The sequence below is a fragment of the Rhodovastum atsumiense genome, from assembly GCF_937425535.1.
Lineage (GTDB): Bacteria > Pseudomonadota > Alphaproteobacteria > Acetobacterales > Acetobacteraceae > Rhodovastum > Rhodovastum atsumiense.
On record NZ_OW485601.1, the window covers coordinates 6,320,689 to 6,338,418 of the forward strand.

At 68.8% G+C, this 17,730-nt stretch carries 12 protein-coding genes and 1 riboswitch; of the genes, 6 read left to right on the plus strand and 6 right to left on the minus strand.

Annotated features, from left to right (window positions below):
• Positions 1-42 precede the first annotated feature (42 nt).
• Positions 43-681 (minus strand): DUF1194 domain-containing protein, encoded by a 639-nt coding sequence (locus NBY65_RS28445; RefSeq protein WP_150043477.1) that lies wholly within the window; start codon positions 679-681, stop codon positions 43-45.
• Between the two features lie 82 nt (positions 682-763).
• Between NBY65_RS28445 and NBY65_RS28450 the strand changes: the two genes are divergently transcribed.
• Positions 764-1,465: an enoyl-CoA hydratase-related protein gene (locus NBY65_RS28450; RefSeq protein WP_150043475.1), complete on the plus strand. Its 702-nt coding sequence runs from the start codon at positions 764-766 to the stop codon at positions 1,463-1,465.
• 75 nt (positions 1,466-1,540) lie between these two features.
• A riboswitch (cobalamin riboswitch) is annotated at positions 1,541-1,755 on the plus strand.
• Positions 1,756-1,865: 110 nt separating this feature from the next.
• The gene (locus NBY65_RS28455; protein ID WP_150043473.1) at positions 1,866-3,851 is read left to right on the plus strand and encodes a TonB-dependent receptor plug domain-containing protein; all 1,986 of its coding nucleotides are present in this window, start codon (positions 1,866-1,868) and stop codon (positions 3,849-3,851) included.
• Here the strand turns inward: NBY65_RS28455 and NBY65_RS28460 are convergent.
• Together NBY65_RS28460 and NBY65_RS28465 are read right to left on the minus strand one after the other, a co-directional pair.
• Positions 3,848-5,101: a Zn-dependent hydrolase gene (locus tag NBY65_RS28460; RefSeq protein WP_150043471.1), complete on the minus strand. Its 1,254-nt coding sequence runs from the start codon at positions 5,099-5,101 to the stop codon at positions 3,848-3,850. The two genes, NBY65_RS28455 and NBY65_RS28460, sit on opposite strands and share 4 nt — an antisense overlap.
• Positions 5,102-5,131: 30 nt before the next feature.
• On the minus strand, positions 5,132-5,497 hold the full coding sequence (locus tag NBY65_RS28465; RefSeq protein ID WP_150043469.1) for a hypothetical protein: 366 nt from the start codon (positions 5,495-5,497) through the stop codon (positions 5,132-5,134).
• Positions 5,498-5,526: 29 nt separating this feature from the next.
• Here NBY65_RS28465 and NBY65_RS28470 point away from each other — a divergent pair, with 29 nt between their 5' ends.
• The 3 genes from NBY65_RS28470 to NBY65_RS28480 all read left to right on the plus strand — a co-directional run bounded on the left by NBY65_RS28470 (position 5,527) and on the right by NBY65_RS28480 (position 11,838).
• The gene (locus tag NBY65_RS28470; RefSeq protein ID WP_150043467.1) at positions 5,527-6,501 is read left to right on the plus strand and encodes an ArsR/SmtB family transcription factor; all 975 of its coding nucleotides are present in this window, start codon (positions 5,527-5,529) and stop codon (positions 6,499-6,501) included.
• On the plus strand, positions 6,498-9,983 hold the full coding sequence (gene metH / locus NBY65_RS28475; protein ID WP_150043465.1) for a methionine synthase: 3,486 nt from the start codon (positions 6,498-6,500) through the stop codon (positions 9,981-9,983). The genes NBY65_RS28470 and metH overlap by 4 nt, the downstream gene beginning before the upstream one ends.
• 238 nt (positions 9,984-10,221) lie before the next feature.
• Entirely contained in the window at positions 10,222-11,838 is a 1,617-nt protein-coding gene (locus tag NBY65_RS28480) for a sensor domain-containing diguanylate cyclase (protein WP_150043463.1), read from the plus strand.
• A 77-nt stretch (positions 11,839-11,915) separates the two neighbouring features.
• Here NBY65_RS28480 and NBY65_RS28485 read toward each other — a convergent pair whose 3' ends face one another.
• Both NBY65_RS28485 and NBY65_RS28490 read right to left on the minus strand, forming a co-directional pair.
• Complete coding sequence (locus NBY65_RS28485; protein WP_150043461.1) at positions 11,916-15,089, minus strand: efflux RND transporter permease subunit; 3,174 nt, start codon at positions 15,087-15,089, stop codon at positions 11,916-11,918.
• 25 nt (positions 15,090-15,114) lie between these two features.
• Entirely contained in the window at positions 15,115-16,260 is a 1,146-nt protein-coding gene (locus NBY65_RS28490; protein ID WP_150043459.1) for an efflux RND transporter periplasmic adaptor subunit, read from the minus strand.
• 145 nt (positions 16,261-16,405) lie between these two features.
• Between NBY65_RS28490 and NBY65_RS28495 the strand changes: the two genes are divergently transcribed.
• Positions 16,406-17,020, plus strand: a complete 615-nt coding sequence (locus NBY65_RS28495) for a TetR/AcrR family transcriptional regulator (RefSeq protein ID WP_239002989.1) — start codon at positions 16,406-16,408, stop codon at positions 17,018-17,020.
• A gap of 443 nt (positions 17,021-17,463) precedes the next feature.
• Here NBY65_RS28495 and NBY65_RS28500 read toward each other — a convergent pair whose 3' ends face one another.
• Positions 17,464-17,604 (minus strand): hypothetical protein, encoded by a 141-nt coding sequence (locus NBY65_RS28500; protein ID WP_162530773.1) that lies wholly within the window; start codon positions 17,602-17,604, stop codon positions 17,464-17,466.
• Between the last annotated feature and the right edge of the window lie 126 nt (positions 17,605-17,730).

A 17,730-nucleotide genomic window follows, 5' to 3' on the forward strand; every position in this document is an offset into this window, starting at 1 on the left:
GCCATATTAATGCGTGTCAGCAAATATTTTAAAGTATCCCGCCTATGTGCACGCCGGCCACGCCGCCGCATCGGTCGCGGCGATCTCGCGCCGCAGCTTCTGCCGCATGGCCTCGGCGAAGCCGGCGTAGTCGCGACACTCCAGGGCGAAGGCGCCGGGACCGCCGATCACCTCGCGCTGGTAGCTCTCCACCAGGTCCGGTTCCTCGTGCAGCACGCACAGCCCGTTGATGGTGACCCCCGCTTCGACCAGGCGGTCGCGCACCGAGGCGGGCGGGACCCCTTCATTGGACCGCCCGTCCCCGACCAGGTCGATGATGCGGCGGCGCGCCCGTGCCGGCGCCTCGGCGAGCAGGCGCGCACAGACCCCCAGCGCCTCGCCGATCGCGGTCGCCCCCGGCCGCACCGAGCGCGGCACGTCCTCCACCGCCTGGGCGAAGGCCGCCAGCGCCGCCGGCGAATCGACGCGGGTCCATTCGACCAGCACATCCTGTTCGTTGACCCCCGACCACAGCAGCACCGCGAGCAGGCAGGCGCCGGCGGGGCCACCGGTCAACCCGGCCTCCACCTCGGCATCCCGCAGCGCCGTGGCGCAGCCCCGGGCCATCAGGTCGAACTCCTCGAAGGTCACGCTGGCCGAGCAGTCGAAGCCCAGGATCAGCGCAAGGTCGACATCGTCCATGGAACAATCCCTATCGCCCCGCCGGGGTTGAGCGGAAGTACCATCCGGTCGATCATCCCCGCCGCTCAGCGGGGACGTGACGATGCGGGACCATGTCGAAGGCAGGATTCTGGCCGAAACCGTGGACGGCGTGGGCCTGATCACCTTCGCCCGTCCCGCGAAACACAATGCCATGACCATCGGCATGTGGGACGGGCTGGCGCAGATCCTGGACGATTTCGCCCGCGATGACGGCGTGCGGGTGGTGGTGCTGACCGGCGCCGGCCCCACGGCCTTCGTCGCCGGCGCCGATCCAGACCCGGACCTGCTCCACGGCGAGGCCATGCGCCTGGCCGCCTGCGCGTGGGCGCGCCTTGCCGGCTTCCCCAGGCCAACCATCGCGCGCATCCGTGGCGCCTGCCTCGACGCGGGCCTCGGGATCGCCCTGCACTGCGACCTGCGCATCGCCGCAATCGACTCCGATTTCGGCTTCCCCGGCCCTGCGGCCGAACTCGCCGAGGACGGCGCCATGATCCGGCAACTGGTTTCGGTGGTGGGACCCGCGCATGCGCGCATGTTGCTCACCACCGGCCAGCGCATCGCCGCCGCCGAGGCGCAGCGGATCGGGCTGGTCAACCGCGTCGTCGCCGACGAGGACCTCTCCGACACCGTGGTCGATCTGGCCCGCAGCATCGCCGACCGGTGCCCGCAAGCGATGGCGGCCCTGAAGCGTGCCGTGACCGAGGCATTGCAGGGGCCGGCCGCCAGCCGCGCCGCGTTTCCCGCCAGCGCGGCGACACTGTGACAGTTTGGCAACCATGCGCATCGATCCGTCCCCGGTCCGGGCCGGACGATATCCCGCCTTGCGCCCGCTTCGGCTATCACCCTTGCAGGTGACGGTGGCCCGCAAGGGCTGAAACGGGAATGCGGGAGGGCTCCGGCACGGGGCCCGGGCCGCGGCTGCCCCCGCAACTGTCGGTGACGCGCGGACCGCAATGTCCGCACCGGCCCCAGGACGCCATTGCCCGGATCGCGGGCGAGAAGGCGGGGCGGGATGCCACCAGCCAGGAGACCGGCCGTCCCCGAGACTGCACGCGCGCGAGGGGCGGGGTGAACCCTGGCAGCGGGAGAAAGACCCGCAGGCGGCAATCGACCCATCCTCTCGCGGTGCCCCAGGGAGGGTGCCGCGCCGCCGGAGTATCCGCATGCGCCGCATGCTGCTTGCGTCCGTTCTCGCCCTGCCCGCCCTCGCGGCGCGGGCCGGGGATGCCCCACCCAGGGACCAGACCGATCTCGTCCTGCCCGAACAGGTGGTCACCGCCACCCGCATCCCCACCCTCGCCGAGCTGATCCCGGCCGGCGTGACCGTGATCGACCGCCAGACCATCACCACGCGCGGCTACACCATGCTGAGCGACGCGCTGCACGCGGTGCCGGGGCTCGCGCTGGTGCAATCGGGCGGCAATGGCGGCAATGCCAGCGCCTTCATCCGTGGCACCAACTCCAACCACGTACTGGTGCTGCGTGACGGCGTGCCGCTGAACGATCCCTCCGATCCCAACGGCGCCTATAATTTCGGCGTCGAGACCCTGGCCGATGTCGAGCGCATCGAAGTGGTGCGCGGCCCGATGTCCGGGCTCTATGGCTCGGGCGCGATCGGCGGCGTCATCAACCTGATCTCGAAGCAGGGCAGCGGCGCCCCCACCGCCACCGCCGAATTCGCCGCCGGCCTGCCGCGTGCCATCCTCGGCAGCGCCGGCCTCTCCGGCGCCAGCGGCATGGTCGACTACAGCCTCGCGGTGCAGAGCCGCTCTCAGCTTGGCTTCGACACCACGCCGCAACGCGAGACCGTCCACACCGGCGAGCGCGATGGCTACCGCGCCCAGGTCGCCAGCCTGAACCTCGGCGTCACCCCGGTCGAAGGCACCCGTATCAGCACCCTGCTGCGCTGGCGCCGCGCCGTGTTCGGGCTTGATGAACTCGGCTCGCCCGCCTTCGACGCCCCCGCCTATACCGGCCGCGACGAGGCCTTCACCGGGCGGATCGGCATCGATTCCAAATTGTTCGACGGACTCTGGGACACCGGCCTGTCGCTTGCCTACGTCACCACCAACCGCAAATACACCGAGCCGCTGGAAGCGGCGGATCCCAACCAGTTGCAGAGCAATGGCCGCTACCGCGGCTACCGCACCGCGCTGACCTGGACCAACACCGTGCATCTTGCCGATCTCGGCCCGGCCCGCGAAACCGCCCTGACCTTCGGTGCCGCCCACATCTTCGACCGCGCCAGATCGAGCCTGACGGAAAGCTACGCCGGCTTTCCCTCCAACCAAGCGGTCGGCGCGCACGCCACGTCGGATTCCGGCAATGCCGGCCTGCAGACCACGCTGTTCGACCGGCTGACCGCCACGGCGAATCTCCGCCAGGAGAGCGCGAGCTTCGGCGGCGACGCCTTCACCTGGCGTCTCGGTGGCGTGCTGGCCCTGCCGGAACTGTGGTCACGCGCCAAGGCATCCTACGGCACCGGCTTCCGCGCGCCCTCGCTGTTCGACCTGTTCGGCGTTGGCAGCTACGGCTATGTCGGCAACCCGAACCTGCGGCCGGAACGTAGCGAAGGCTGGGAAACCGGCTGGGCCATCGACCTGCCCGCGCTTGGCCGCCGCGACGCCGCCACCCTCGAGGTCACCTATTTCGACAACCGCATCCGCGACCTGATCCAGGTGGTGTACGCGTCCGACTTCTCGTCATCGACGCCGCAGAACATCGCGCGCGCCCATATCACCGGCGTGGAAACCAGCCTGACGCTGCGGCCACTCTCCTGGGCCGAGGCAGTGCTGAGCTGGACCTGTACCGACGCCCGCGACCAGAGCGGGGCATTGCTGAAGCGCCGCCCGCGCAACACCGCCAGCGCCAACCTGCGCGCCACCCCCCTGCCCGGCCTGACCATCGCCCCCGAACTGGTCTACGCCTCCGGCGCCAGCGACTACCTGGTCAACGACGAAGGCTTCTCCTCCGGGGTCGGCATGACCAAGGGCGGGCTGATTTTCAATCTCGCGGTCAGCTACGCGGTGACGCCGCAGATCACGCTGTTCGCCGATGGGCGCAACCTGGGGGACTCACGCTACGAACCGGCCAGCGGCTTCCAGACACCCGGACCGTCCTTCCTGGCCGGCACGCGCGTGAAGTTCTAGCAGCGGGCGGATGCGGCGGAGAGCTGCCCCAGGGTGTCGAGCAGGACATTGGCGCCGGCAACCAGGTCGGCCTCCGCCGTGCATTCGCGGGGATTGTGGCTGATCCCATCGATGCTGGGCACGAAGATCATCGCGGTCGGGCAGATCCGCGCCATCATCTGGGCATCATGCCCCGCCCCCGATGTCATGCGCCGCGCGCTCAGGCCGCGACGGGACACGGCGCGCTCCACCATCCCGACGATGCCCTGGTCGAAGGCCACCGGTGCGAAGCGGGCCAGCCGCTCGACCGAGATCGTGACCCCCTCCTCGGCTTCGAGGTGCTTCAGCCAGGAAGCGAGCGCCTGTTCTTCCTCCCGCAGCCGCGCCTCGTCCGGATCGCGCAGATCCACCGTGAAGACGGCACGCGAGGGAATCACGTTGATCGCATTCGGCGCGAAGGACATGCATCCCACCGTGGCCACGGTCGGAGCATTGCCACGGGCGACGCGGTCGCGCAGGAACGTCACCACGCGGGCGGCGGCAAGTCCCGCGTCACGGCGCATCGCCATCGGCGTCGTCCCGGCGTGGTTGGCGATACCTTCGATGGTCACGCGCTGCCAGGAAATGCCCTGGAGGTTCTCCACGGCGCCGATCCGGAGCCCCTCCCGTTCCAGCACCGGCCCCTGCTCGATGTGCAGCTCCACATAGGCATGCGGCGTCAGAAAGCCCGGCGCCTGCGCGCCGGCATAGCCGATGCGCGCGAGTTCCTCGCCCAGCACCGTGCCATCCGTGCCGACGCTTGCCAGCGCCGTCTCGACCGGCAGGCCGCCGGCATAGACCAGCGACCCCATCATGTCGGGGGCGTAGCGGACGCCTTCCTCGTTGGTGAAGGCGGCGACCACGACGGATCGTGGCGGCACTATTCCGGCGTCCCGCAGGGTCTCGACCGCCTCCAGCCCGGCCAGCACGCCGTAGCAGCCATCGAGGATGCCGGCGTCGATGACCGTGTCGATGTGCGAACCGACCATCACCGGCGCCAGCCCGGCCTCGCCGCCGCGCCAGAGGCCGAACAGGTTGCCGATCCGATCGACGACGACCTCCAGCCCCGCCGCTTCCATCCACCCGGCCACGGCGTCGCGTCCGGCCTTGTCGGCCTCCGAGGCCGCGAGGCGGGTCAACCGGCCTTCGGAATCACGTCCGATCTGCCCCAGCGCCCGCAGCCGCCCGAGCAGGCGATCCGCCGTGATGGAAAGAGTGCCTGCCGCGTTCATTCGCCCATGCCTTGATACCGGTTGCGCGGATCATAGCCCGGACTCTGCCCCGAGCCGGTAGCGGCCCGCCAGGAAGGCATCCTGCGCCACCGCGTCCCGCACCGTTGCCTCGCCCGCCGGCCCCGCCTGCACCAGCACCCGGCGGAACATCGCCACCTCGCCGCGGGCGCGGGCGAGGAACAGGCGGTGCAGCGCCGTGGCGACCGGCCCGCGCGGGGCGCAGCAGGCACAGGCAATCCCGTGCCCGGGGCGTTGCGGCCCGAAGCGGGCCACCGGCACGCCTTCCGGCGCGGGGATCTCCCCTTCCACCAGCACGGCATCTTCCGGGCCGGCGATCGCGACGGGAGCGAAAATGACAGGGATACGGGCGTCAACGAAGATGGGCATAGACGGCACATAAGGATATCCTTATATGCCGACAAGCCATGGAACATCTCCTCGCCGCCTTGCGCGCCTGCGCCGAGCCCACCCGTCTGCGCATCCTCGCTTTGGCGGCGCGGGGCAGCTTCTGCGTGATGGAATTCACCGAGATCCTCGGCCAGTCGCAGCCGCGGCTGTCGCGGCATCTGCGCCTGCTCGGCGATGCCGGCCTGCTCGACCGCGAGCGCGAGGGCGCCAATGTCTGGTTCGCCCTGCCCCCGGCGGACACCCAGGGCGGCTCGCTGGCCCGCGCCGTGCTGGAGCGCCTGCCCGAGGATGACGCCACCCTCGCCGCCGACCGCCGCCAGGCTGCCCGCGTGCTGGCCGAACGCGCGCGCGAGGCCTCCGAGAGCTTCCGTCGCAAGGGCGCCGACTGGGACGAGATGCGCGCGCTGGATCTGCCCGCCGCCGCGGTGGAAACGGCGCTGCTCGGGCTGCTGCCGGAGGCGGAACTCGGCCGCGTGCTCGATATCGGCACCGGCACCGGCCGGCTGCTGGAAGTGCTGGCGCCGCGCGTGGCCTCCGGGCTCGGCGTGGATGCCAGCCGCGCGATGCTGGCGCTGGCGCGGGCGCGGCTGGCCCGGCCGGGACTGACTCACTGCGCAGTGCGGCTGGCCGATATGTACCGCCTGCCCTTGCCCGACGCCGCCTTCGACCTGGTCGTGCTGCAGATGGTACTGCACTACGCCGAGGATCCCGCCTCCGCCCTCGCCGAGGCCGCCCGCGTGCTGCGTCCGGGCGGCCGGCTGGTGGTGGTGGACCTCGCCGGGCACGCGCGCACCGAGGTGATGACCCGGCTCGCGCATCGCTGGCCCGGCTTCGGCGACGCCCGAATGTGTGACCTGCTGCGGGGCGTGGGGCTCGATCCCGGCACGCCCGTCGCCGTTCCCGGCCCGCTGGAAGTGCGCCTCTGGCCCGCCGGCCGCTCCACCGCCCTGTCCGCCCCGACCTACGATCTTGTTCCGGAGACCACCCCATGAGCCGACCGCATCTGCTGGATGCCCTGCGTGACCGCGTCCTGCTGTGCGATGGCGGTACCGGCAGCCGCGTGCAGGCGATGGCGCTGGAGGTGGAGCGCGATTTCTGGGGCCGCGAGAACTGCACCGACGTGCTGGTGCTCTCCCGCCCCGACATCGTGCGCGAAATCCATCGCGGCTATTTCGCCGCCGGCGCCGACATGGTGGAAACCAACACCTTCGGCGCATCGTCGATCACGCTCGGCGAGTTTGATCTGTCCGACCGCGCCTTCGAGATCAACCAGCGTGCCGCCGAACTGGCCCGCGAGGCGGCGGAGGAATTCGCCGACGGGCGGCACCGCTACGTGCTGGGCAGCGTCGGGCCGGGCACCAAGCTGCCGAGCCTGGGCAACATCGCCTATGACGCGCTGGAAGCGGCGCTGGCCGAGCAGTGCCGTGGCCTGATCGCGGGCGGCGTCGATGCCATCCTGATCGAGACCTGCCAGGACACGTTGCAGATCAAGGCCGCGGTCAACGGCGCCCGCCTCGCCCGCGCCGCGGCGAAGGTGGAGACGCCGATCTTCGTGCAGGTCACGGTGGAAACCACCGGCACCCTGCTGGTCGGCCCCGACATCGCCGCCGCCGCCACCGTGATCCAGGCGCTGGATGTGCCGCTGATCGGCCTGAACTGCGCCACCGGCCCGCAGGAAATGGCCGAGCACCTGCGCTGGCTCGCCGCCAACTGGCCGGGCCTGATCAGCGTGCTGCCCAATGCCGGCCTGCCGGAACTGGTGGACGGGCGCACCCACTACCCGCTGCAGCCGGCCGAAATGGCAAGCTGGGTGGAGCGCTTCATCACCGAGGACGGGGTCAACCTGATCGGCGGCTGCTGCGGCACCAACATCGAACACATCGCCGCGCTGGATGCGATGCTGAAGCGCCGCGGCAACCCGCGCCCCGCGCCGGTCGCGCGCAAGGTCGTGTGGATGCCCTCGGTCGCCAGCCTCTACCAGCAGGTGCCGCTGCGGCAGGAAAACGCCTATTTCTCCATCGGCGAGCGCTGCAACGCCAACGGCTCGAAGAAATGGCGCGAGCTGCAGGCCGTGCATGACTGGGATGGCTGCGTCGGCATGGGCCGCGAGCAGGTCGCCGAGGGCTCCAACGCGCTCGACATCTGCACCGCCTTCGTCGGCCGCGACGAGCGCGGGGAAATGGACGAGGTGATCCGCCGCTTCACCGCCAGCGTGAACGCGCCGCTGGTCATCGATTCCACCGAGACGCCGGTGATCGAGAGCGCGCTCAAGTTGCATGGCGGTAAGCCCATCATCAACTCGATCAATTTCGAGGATGGCGAAGGCCACGCCCGCGACCGCATGTTGCTCGCGCGTCGCTTCGGCGCGGCGGTGATCGCGCTGACCATCGACGAAGAGGGCATGGCGAAGACGCCCGAGCGCAAGCTGGAGATCGCCACCCGCCTCGTCGAGTTCGCCTGTGGCCGCTACGGGTTGCAGCAATCCGACCTGCTGATCGACCCGCTGACCTTCACCATCGCCACCGGCAACGAGGACGACCGCAAGCTCGGCGCCTGGACGCTGGAAGGCATCCGGCTGATCCGCGAGAAATTCCCCGACATCCAGATCATCCTCGGCCTGTCCAACATCAGCTTCGGGCTGAACCCGGCGGCGCGCGCGGTGCTGAACTCGGTGTTCCTCGACCACGCCGTCAAGGCGGGCATGACCGGGGCGATCGTGCATGTCTCCAAGATCCGGCCGCTGCACCAGATCGCCGCCGAGGAAGTGCAGGTCGCCGAGGACCTGATCTTCGACCGCCGCCGCGAGGGCTACGATCCGCTGCAGCGCCTGCTGGCCCTCTTCGCCGACCGCAAGGCCGCCGACGCCACCCGCAGGAAGCGTGCGGAAACCATCGAGGAACGGCTGAAGGAACGCATCGTCGACGGCGACCGCAAGGGGCTCGGCGAGGACCTCGACATCGCCCTGCAGACCTACAGGCCGCTCGACATCATCAACACCCTGCTGCTCGACGGGATGAAGGTGGTGGGCGAGCTGTTCGGCTCGGGCAAGATGCAGCTTCCCTTCGTGCTGCAGAGCGCCGAAACCATGAAGGCCGCGGTCGCGCACCTGCAGCCGCACATGGAGAAGCTCGAAGGCCAGCAGAAGGGCACCATCGTGCTTGCCACCGTGAAGGGCGACGTGCACGACATCGGCAAGAACCTGGTCGACATCATCCTTTCCAACAACGGCTACCGCGTGGTCAACCTGGGCATCAAGGTGCCGGTGGCCGACATGGTCGCCGCCGCCCGCGAGCATAACGCCCACGCCATCGGCATGTCCGGCCTGCTGGTGAAATCGACCGTGGTGATGCGCGAGAACCTCGAGGAAATGACCCGCCAGGGCGTCGAGGTTCCGGTGATCCTCGGCGGCGCGGCACTGACCCGCGCCTATGTCGAGGATGACTGCGTGCGCGCCTACGGTTCCGGCCGCGTCGCCTATGCCAAGGACGCCTTCGACGGCCTGCACCTGATGGACAAGGTGATGGGCCAGGGCTTCGATGACTACCTCGCCGCCATGAAGGCCCGCCGCTCGGGCCGCGCCCGCAACACCGCGCGCAAGCTCGGGCAGGCGAACGCACAGGCGTTCCGGCCCGTCGATGTCTCCACCGTCGCGCTCCGCCGCCACCGCCTCACCGCCGACGTGCCGGTTCCCGTGCCACCCTTCTGGGGGGCACGCGTGATCGAGGCACCGCCCAAGGCAATCGTCCCCTTCATCAACGAGCGCAGCCTCTATCAATTCCAGTGGGGCTTCCGCAAACAGGGCCGCAGCCTCGAGGACTTCCTCGGCTGGGCCAAGCAGGAGCTGCGGCCGGTGATGCGCCGCATGCTCACGCTTTGCGAAGAGCAGGAAATCCTGAAGCCACAGGCGATCTACGGCTACTGGAAGGCGGCCGGCCAGGGCAACGACCTGATCCTGTTCGCCGAGGACGGCACCACCGAACTCGCGCGCTTCACCCTGCCCCGCCAGCCGCGCGAGGACGGCGAATGCATCGCCGATTTCTTCCGTGACGTGGACGCCCCTGAACGCGACGTGATCGGCCTGCAGGTGGTCACCGTCGGCCAGAAGGCCTCCGAAACCGCCCGTTCCTGGTTCGAGGAGAACCGCTACCAGGATTACCTCTATCTGCACGGGCTTTCGGTGGAGATGGCCGAGGCGATGGCGGAATACACCCACAAGCGCATCCGCGCGGACCTGGGCTTCGCCGGCGAGGACGACCGCGAGATCGAGAAGATGCTCGGCCAGGGCTATCGTGGCAGCCGCTACTCCTTCGGTTACCCGGCCTGCCCGAACCTGGAGGACCAGGGCAAGCTGCTGCCACTGCTGGGGGCGGAACGGATCGGCGTCAACCTCTCCGACGAGTTCCAGCTGCATCCGGAACAATCCACCAGCGCCATCGTCGTTCTCAACCCGCGGGCCAAGTATTTCTCGGTCTGAGTGACGGGGCGCTGCCCCGTGCCCCGGCAGGAGGCTCTGCCTCCTGCACCTCCGCCAAGGGTAAAGCCCTTGGAACCCACGTTTGGCGTGGGCCAGAAACGCAGAAACCGGGCAGAGCGTCCGCCAAAAAGCAACTTCAGGTTGCTTTACCCTGAGCGGCTATGCTTCTGTTACACATGGGAATAAATGAATACCTATCAGATATAATTGAAATATCGAAATAATACGGCACAGGCCCATGGAACATGAGTCCGCTCTCTGTGCCGACGCCCAGGTCGCGAGGGCAACCAGTTCCAGGGCTCGGGCGGTCCATGCCCTGACGCGATCGATCCGGATCCGGGTGATCTGGCTGGTCATCACCTGCCTCGTTCCGGCCGGACTGGCCGGCATGCTCCTCCTCCATCATTCCTACGAAACCAAGCGCCAGGCGATCGAGCAGCACCTCGTTTCCTTCGTGCGTGCCCTCAGCCTCAATCTCGATCAGGAACTCGCCGGCATCCAGGCGACGATCCGGACCCTGGCCTTGTCGCCCCACCTGACCAGCGGCGACCTCGCCGCCTTTCATGCCCAGGCCCGCGAGGTGCTGCGGGATTATGACGACGCCGACATCATCCTCAGCGACGCCAATTCACAGCAGGTGGTCAATTCCTTTCGTCCCTTCGGCGACCGGCTGCCTCGACGCGGCGTACCGGAAATCGTCCGCCAGGTCTTCGAGACTCGTCAGCCGCTGATCACCCCCATGTTCAGCGGGGCCGTGACGGGGCGCCACCTGATCAGCATCGATGTGCCGGTGATCCGCAACGACCAGGTCATCTACGACCTCGCCATGACCATCCCGGCCCGCCGCCTGGGCGCGGTGCTGACGCACCAGAACCTGCCACCCGAATGGCTGGGGCTGATCATCGACAACACCGGCATCATCGCGGTCCGTACGCGCAACCCGGAGGTATTCGTCGGGCGCCCCGCCTCGCGGCTGAACCAGCGCATGTCGCAGGTCACCAGCGGGATCCTGGTGATCGACGCCTTCGAAGGCGAATTGACAACGATGGCGTTCAGCCGCTCTGAGGTGTCCGGCTGGTCCGTGGTCGTCGGCATTCCCACCGCCATGCTCACCGCGGAGACGCGCTGGTCGCTGCTGATGAGCGGCGCCGTCGCCCTGCTGCTGCTGGGGGCCGGCATTGCCCTGGCGATTCCGCTCAGCCATGGCATTGCACGATCGACCCTGCTTCTCTCTGCCCATCATCACGCCCAGATGCTTGCGCACGACCGGGAGCGCCGTCGGGCGGAGGAAGCGCGTTTCCAGGCACAGCATGATGGCCTGACCGGGCTGGCGAATCGCGGCCTGTTCAACGAACGCCTGGAACAGGCCATCGCCACGGCGCGGGGAAGCCGGCACCGGGTCGGCGTGCTGTTCATTGACCTCGACAACTTCAAGACCGTCAATGACAGCCAGGGCCATGACATGGGTGACCGCCTGCTGAAACTGGTCGCCGACCGGCTCCTTGCCATCACCCGCAGCAGCGATACCGTGGCCCGCCTCGGCGGCGACGAGTTCGCGGTCGTGACCGCCCTGGAAGTGACCGGGACCGACCTGTCCGGGATGTGCCATCGGATCCTGCAGGACCTCCGGCAAGGCTTCGCCGCGGAGTTTCCCGACCTGACCATCGGCGCCAGCATCGGCATCGCCGTCTGTCCCGATGACGGCGAGGACGTTGCCTCGTTGCTCAGAAGCGCTGATATCGCCATGTACCAGGCCAAGACGGCGGGCAAGGGCAGCTTCCGTTTCTTCAGCCCCGACCATGCCCGCGAAGGGGTCGCACATGCCACTGCGCCGGCGGCTGATTGCAACGGCTGAACCGAGACGCGGCAACATACAGGCCGTGCGGCGCTGAAGGCCGGCAGCGTCGCCGCTGCCGGCCCCATCGTGCATGCTCAGCTCCGGGCAAGTTCCCGGGTCGGTTCCGGCTTCCGCCGCCGCTGGCCGAGTGAACTGGCGATCACGTAGAACACCGGCGTGAACACCAGCCCGAACCCGGTCACCCCGAGCATGCCGGCGAACACGGCGGTGCCCAGGCTCTGCCGCATCTCCGCCCCCGCGCCGGTCGCGACCGCGAGCGGCAGCACGCCGAGGATGAAGGCCAGCGAGGTCATCAGGATCGGCCGCAGCCGCGTGCGCGCCGCCGCCTCCGCCGCCTGCCAGCGTGTCATGCCTTCGGCTTCGGCGGCGCGGGCGAATTCGACGATCAGGATCGCGTTCTTCGCCGCCAGCCCGATCAGCACCACCAGCCCGACCTGCACCAGCACGTTGTTGTCGAGCCCGCGCAGCAGCACCCCGCTGAGGGCCGCCAGCACCGAGAGCGGCGCGATCAGCACCACCGCCAGCGGCAGCAGCCAGGATTCATACAGCGCCGCCAGCAGCAGGAAGACGAACACCACAGCGAGGCCGAAGGCGATCGGGGCGGTGTTGCCCTGCGTGGTTTCCTGCAGCGCGATCTCGGTCCATTCATAGCCGAACCCGTCCGGCAGGCGCTCGGCGAGCAGCGCCTGCATGGCAGCGATCGCCTGCCCAGTGGAGACACCCGGCTTCGCCGCGCCCTGCACCTCCGCCGCCGGATACAGGTTGTAGCGCGGCACCCGCCAGGGGCCGCTGTCGTCGCGGAAGCTGGCCAGCGCCCCGATCGGCACCATCACGCCGTCAGTGTTGCGGGTGCGCAGCAGCGCGGCGTCGCGCGGGGTCAGGCGCTGGCCTTCCTCGGCCTGGGCGGTGACCCGCCAGGTGCGGCCGAGCAAATTGAAGTCGTTGACGAAGACCGAGCCGAGATAGATCGACAGCGTCTCGGAAACGCGGGCGAGCGGCACGCCCAGCATCTCGGCCTTGGTGCGGTCCACTTCGGCGCGCAGCGTCGGCGTCGCGGTGTTGAACAGGGTGAAGGCCATGGCGATTTCGGGCAACTGGTTGGCGGCGGCGACGATCTGGCCGGTCGCCCGCTCCAGCTCGCGCGGCCCGCGACCGCTGCGGTCCTGCACATATAGCTTGAAGCCGCCGCCGGTGCCGATGCCGGGCACGGAGGGCGGCGGGATCACCAGCGCCATCGCCTCCCGGTCCGTGCTCAGCCGGGCCTGCAGCGTGCCGATGATGCTGCCATAGGAAATGCCTTCGCGCTCGCGGACTTCGAAAGGCTGCAGGCCGGCGAAGACCACGCCGGTATTGGGGGCGTTGGTGAAGGTGGCGCCGTCGAAGCCGACGAAGGCGACGGCGTCCTTGACGCCGGGCACCTGCATGATCGTCTCCGAGGCGCGGCGGATCACCGCATCGGTGCGCGCGAGCGAGGCACCGGGCGGCAACTGGAAGGCGGCGATGATGTAGCCGCGGTCGAGCGGCGGGATCAGCCCGGTGGGCGTGGTGCGCACCGTCTGACCGGTCAGCGCCAGCATCCCGGCATAAAGCAGCAGCAGCACCGCCGCGAGCCGCACCAGCCGCCGCGTCAGCCCGCCATAGCCGAGCGACAGCGCCTCGAAGACGCGATTGAAGCCGCGGAAGAACAGGCCGATGGGGGCGAAGAGCCAGCCGCGCCAGCCATGCGGCCGGGTGTGGGCGTGGGGCCGCAGCAGCAGCGCCGCCAGCGCGGGCGAGAGCGTCAGCGAGACCAGCGCCGAGAGCAGCGTGGCCACCGCGATGGTCACGGCGAACTGGCTGTAGAAGGAACCGGCGATGCCGGAGATGAAGGCGGTGGGCACGAACACCGCGCACAGCACCAGCGCGATCGCCAGCAGGGCGAAGCCGACCTCGTCCATGGTGCGGCGGGCCGCCTTGCGCGGATCCATGCCGGTCGCCAGGTGCCGCTCGACGTTCTCGACCACGACGATGGCGTCGTCGACGACGATGCCGATCGCCAGGATCAGCCCGAACATCGACTGCGTGTTCAGCGACATCCCGAGCGCGGACATGGCGGCGAAGGTGCCGATGACCGAAACCGGGATCGCCAGCAGCGGGATGATGGCGGCGCGCCAGGATTGCAGGAACAGGATCACCACCACGACCACCAGCCCCACCGCCTCGGCGAAGGTGTGGGCCACCGCTTCCATCGACTGGGCGATGAAGCGGGTGGGATCGTAGACGACGCTGTAGGACAGGCCGGGCGGGAAGGAATGCGACAGCTCCGCCATGGTGTTGCGCACCGCGTCGGCCGTGGCGAGCGCGTTCGATCCGGGGCTCTGGTAGATCACGATCGCGGTGGCGATCTTGTTGTTGAGATAGGCGTTCACCGTGTAGTCCTGGCTGCCCAGCTCGACTTTCGCCACGTCGCGCAGCCGCACCGGGGCGCCGGTGGCGCCGGTGGCCACCACGACGTCCTCGAACTGCTCGGGCGTGGTCAGCCGGCCGAGCGCCTGCACGTTGACCTCGAAGGCACCGGCCCCGACGCCGCTCGGCGGCTTGTTCAGCCCGCCGGCGGCGACCTGCAGGTTGGCCTGGCGCAGTGCCGTCACCACCTCGCCCGGGGTCAGGCCGCGCGCCGCTACCCGTGCCGGATCCAGCCAGACCCGCATGGCATAGTCGCGCGCGCCGAACACCTGCGCGTCGCCCACCCCTTCCAGCCGGGTCAGCCGGTCGCGCACGTTCAGCGTGGCGTAGTTGGAAACGTATTGCTGGGTCCGGCTGCCATCGGGGGAGACCATGTGCACGACCATCAGCAGGTCGGGCGAGGCCTTGCGCACCACCAGCCCGAGGCGCTGCACCTCTTCCGGCAGGCGCGGCTGGGCGACGGCGACGCGGTTCTGCACCAGCACCTGCGCCTGGTCGACATCGGTGCCCTGGCGGAACACCACCGTCACCGTCAGCCGCCCGTCGCCGGTGGCCTGGGAGCTGAGATACAGCATGCCCTCGACGCCGTTGATCTCCTGCTCGATCGGGGTCGCCACCGTCTCCGAGATCACCTGCGCCGAGGCGCCGGGATAGGTCGCGGTGACGGTGACGGTCGGGGGCGCGATTTCGGGATATTCGCTGATCGGCAGCCGCAGCCCGGCGATGGCGCCGACCAGGGTAATGGCGATCGAGATGACCGCGGCGAAGACCGGGCGGTCGATGAAGAAATGCGCGAGGCGCATCGGGGGGCGCTCCTGCCGCCTTGGGTCAGCGGATCTCGGCGAGTTGCGGGCGCTCGGAGGCGGGCCGTGCCAGTTCGGCCGTTACCTTGCTGCCGGGCCGGGCGCGGTGCAGCCCGGAGACGACCACGCGGTCCTGCGCCGAGAGCCCCTCGCGCACCACGCGCAGCCCGTCCACCACCGGCCCCAGCGAAACCGGTTTCGGTACCACGGTGCCGTCGGCGGCGACGGTCAGCACGATGCGGGCCGCCTGGTCGGCCGCCACGGCTTCTTCCGGCACCAGCAGCGCGTCGCTCTCGCCGACCCTGAGGCGCAGCCGGGCGAACAGGCCGGGGGTGAGGAACAGCTCCGGATTGGAAACCAGGGCGCGGGCGCGCAGCGTGCCAGAGCGCGGATCCAGCGTGGTGTCCAGGAAGTCCATGCGGCCCTGACGGTCCCAGCCCTGCTCGTCGGCCAGGCGCAGTTCCACCGGCGGGGCGCCCTGGCCGTCGGCGGGGCGGGTGGCGGTGCCGAGATGGCGGGCGAGGCGCAGGTAATCCGCCTCGCTCATGTCGAACACGGCGTAGATCGGGTCGAGCGTGACGATGGTGGTCAGCAGCGTGCTGTTCTGCTGCACCTGGTTGCCGGGATCGACCCGGCGATCGGAGACGCGGCCGGCATTGGGCGCGCGGATCTCGGTCCAGCTCAGTTCCAGCTCGGCGTTGCGCTGCCGGGCGCGGGCAGCGTCCAGGGCGGCGGTGGCATCGCGCAGCGTGGCGCGGCGCGCATCCAACTGCGCCACCGGCGCGACCCGGTCGCGCACCAGCGGCAGGGTGCGTTCCAGCTCCTGCCCGGCATGGTCGAGCTTGGCCTGGGCGCTGGCGACCTCCGCCTTCGCGGCGGCCACGGCGATCTCGAAGGGGCGGCGGTCGAGGGTGAACAGCAACTCGCCGGCCCGGACCACCTGGCCGTCGCGGAAATGCACCTGCTCCACCTGCCCGGAGACACGGGCGCGCAGTTCCACCCGGGCGGAGGGCTCCAGCCGGGCGAGGTGTTCGTCCCATTCGGTCACGTTGCGGCGCTCGGGCGGGGCGACGGTGACGGCGGGCGGCGGGGATTGGGCGGCAGCCGGAAGCGCGGATGTTGCAAGAAGCAAAGTCAGCAGAGCCAGGGACTTGCGGAAGGGGGGCTGCATCGCCTATCTCCTGGGCCGGATGATACCGACCGGTTCGTCCTATTGATACGAACCGGTCTGTCTCATTTCAAGGGGCAGCCCGCGTTTTCAAGGCGCGTCGTGCTGCCTCGCCGCCGGGAAACGACGCGAACAGAGGAGACTGACGGTGAAAGATGCTTCCGGTTGCCACCCCCGTGATCCGCGCCCCGCCGCGCAGCGGGTTCGTGAAGCCGCGAAGGAGCTGTTCTACCGACAGGGCTTCCATGCCACCGGGGTCGACGAGGTGTGCCGCGTCGCCGGCACTACCAAGATGAGCCTCTATCGCGCCTATCCCTCGAAGGACGCGCTGGTGGAGGCGATCCTGCGCGAGGCCAGCGAGGTCGATTCCTGCTGGTCGGAAGAAGCGCTGAAGGCGGTGCCGGTGCGGGACCGCCCGGCTGCCTGCCTGCACAGGGCGGCGGAGGCGTTGCGCCAGCCGGGCTTCCGTGGCTGCCCGATGGGGCTGGCGATCGCCGAGTTCCCCGATCCCGAGCACCCGGCCCGCAAGGTGGCCGATGCGAAGAAGCAGGCCACGCGGGAATTCCTGCGCCATCTTTGCGCCGAGGCTGGCGCGGCCGAGCCCGAGGCAGTCGGCGACGGGCTGATGCTGCTGGTGGAGGGCGCCTTTGCCGCCGTGCCCTATCTGGGCCATGCGGAGGCCGCCACGGCGCTGGAACGCGCCGGGCGAGCGCTGCTCGCCGCCGCCCTGCCCCCTGCCCGGCCGGACGCCACGGGCATGTAGGCTCGGCGCCAGGCTGGTCGGAGCCTGAGTCCGGCCGCAGCCGTCAACCTCGGTTGTCCCGCCCTGGTCCAGGGCCGTTAACGATACAACGGTCCTGTAACATTGTGAGTATACTCAATGATGTATTCTCATTTGGGAGGGTACCCCAAGCCGTGTACCCTTCGGTCTAATGTCATAATTTGTTAATCCAGATTATAGCTACCTTTATTATTAATTTACCCTGTAACGTGATACTTTATTCAAATTGAATTGCAAAATATTTTATGTGCATAGACACAAAATATGAATCGTGATTCTGTTTAATCCGGAGCACATCCCATGCATGGGTGTACAGCTCCGGCATATGCGTGTGTCCAAACCATACAAGGCGCACCATATAACGTCGCCTATGACACAACTAAAATAGCAGAAAAGGGGAATCCATGAATAATACTGAAAAATCTTCAGTTAATACTGAGTTTGGGCAGATGGCCGAGCTCAGCGAACTCGAATTGGACATGGTTTCCGCTGGCAACGGTGGCCATGAAGGCCATGGCGGTTATCATGGAGGTCACCATGGTGGCCACCATCATGGCGGTCACCATGGCGGCCATTGGCCTTGGTGGGGATGGAGGCGCTGGGATCATCACTAACCCTTTCTGATCGCAAGCCAGGATAAGACGTTGCCCTGGACCCCATGGGTCCAGGGCAACGTCCTGTCGTTTGCCAGC

Coding starts and splice junctions, on each gene's coding strand:
- NBY65_RS28490 (WP_150043459.1), bottom strand. CDS start 16,260: ATGCAGCCCCCCTTCCGCAAGTCCCTGGCTCTGCTGACTTTGCTTCTT.
- NBY65_RS28470 (WP_150043467.1), top strand. CDS start 5,527: ATGGAACATCTCCTCGCCGCCTTGCGCGCCTGCGCCGAGCCCACCCGT.
- NBY65_RS28450 (WP_150043475.1), top strand. CDS start 764: ATGCGGGACCATGTCGAAGGCAGGATTCTGGCCGAAACCGTGGACGGC.
- NBY65_RS28500 (WP_162530773.1), bottom strand. CDS start 17,604: ATGGTGACCGCCATGATGGTGGCCACCATGGTGACCTCCATGATAACC.
- NBY65_RS28485 (WP_150043461.1), bottom strand. CDS start 15,089: ATGCGCCTCGCGCATTTCTTCATCGACCGCCCGGTCTTCGCCGCGGTC.
- NBY65_RS28455 (WP_150043473.1), top strand. CDS start 1,866: ATGCGCCGCATGCTGCTTGCGTCCGTTCTCGCCCTGCCCGCCCTCGCG.
- NBY65_RS28445 (WP_150043477.1), bottom strand. CDS start 681: ATGGACGATGTCGACCTTGCGCTGATCCTGGGCTTCGACTGCTCGGCC.
- NBY65_RS28480 (WP_150043463.1), top strand. CDS start 10,222: ATGGAACATGAGTCCGCTCTCTGTGCCGACGCCCAGGTCGCGAGGGCA.
- NBY65_RS28460 (WP_150043471.1), bottom strand. CDS start 5,101: ATGAACGCGGCAGGCACTCTTTCCATCACGGCGGATCGCCTGCTCGGG.
- metH (WP_150043465.1), top strand. CDS start 6,498: ATGAGCCGACCGCATCTGCTGGATGCCCTGCGTGACCGCGTCCTGCTG.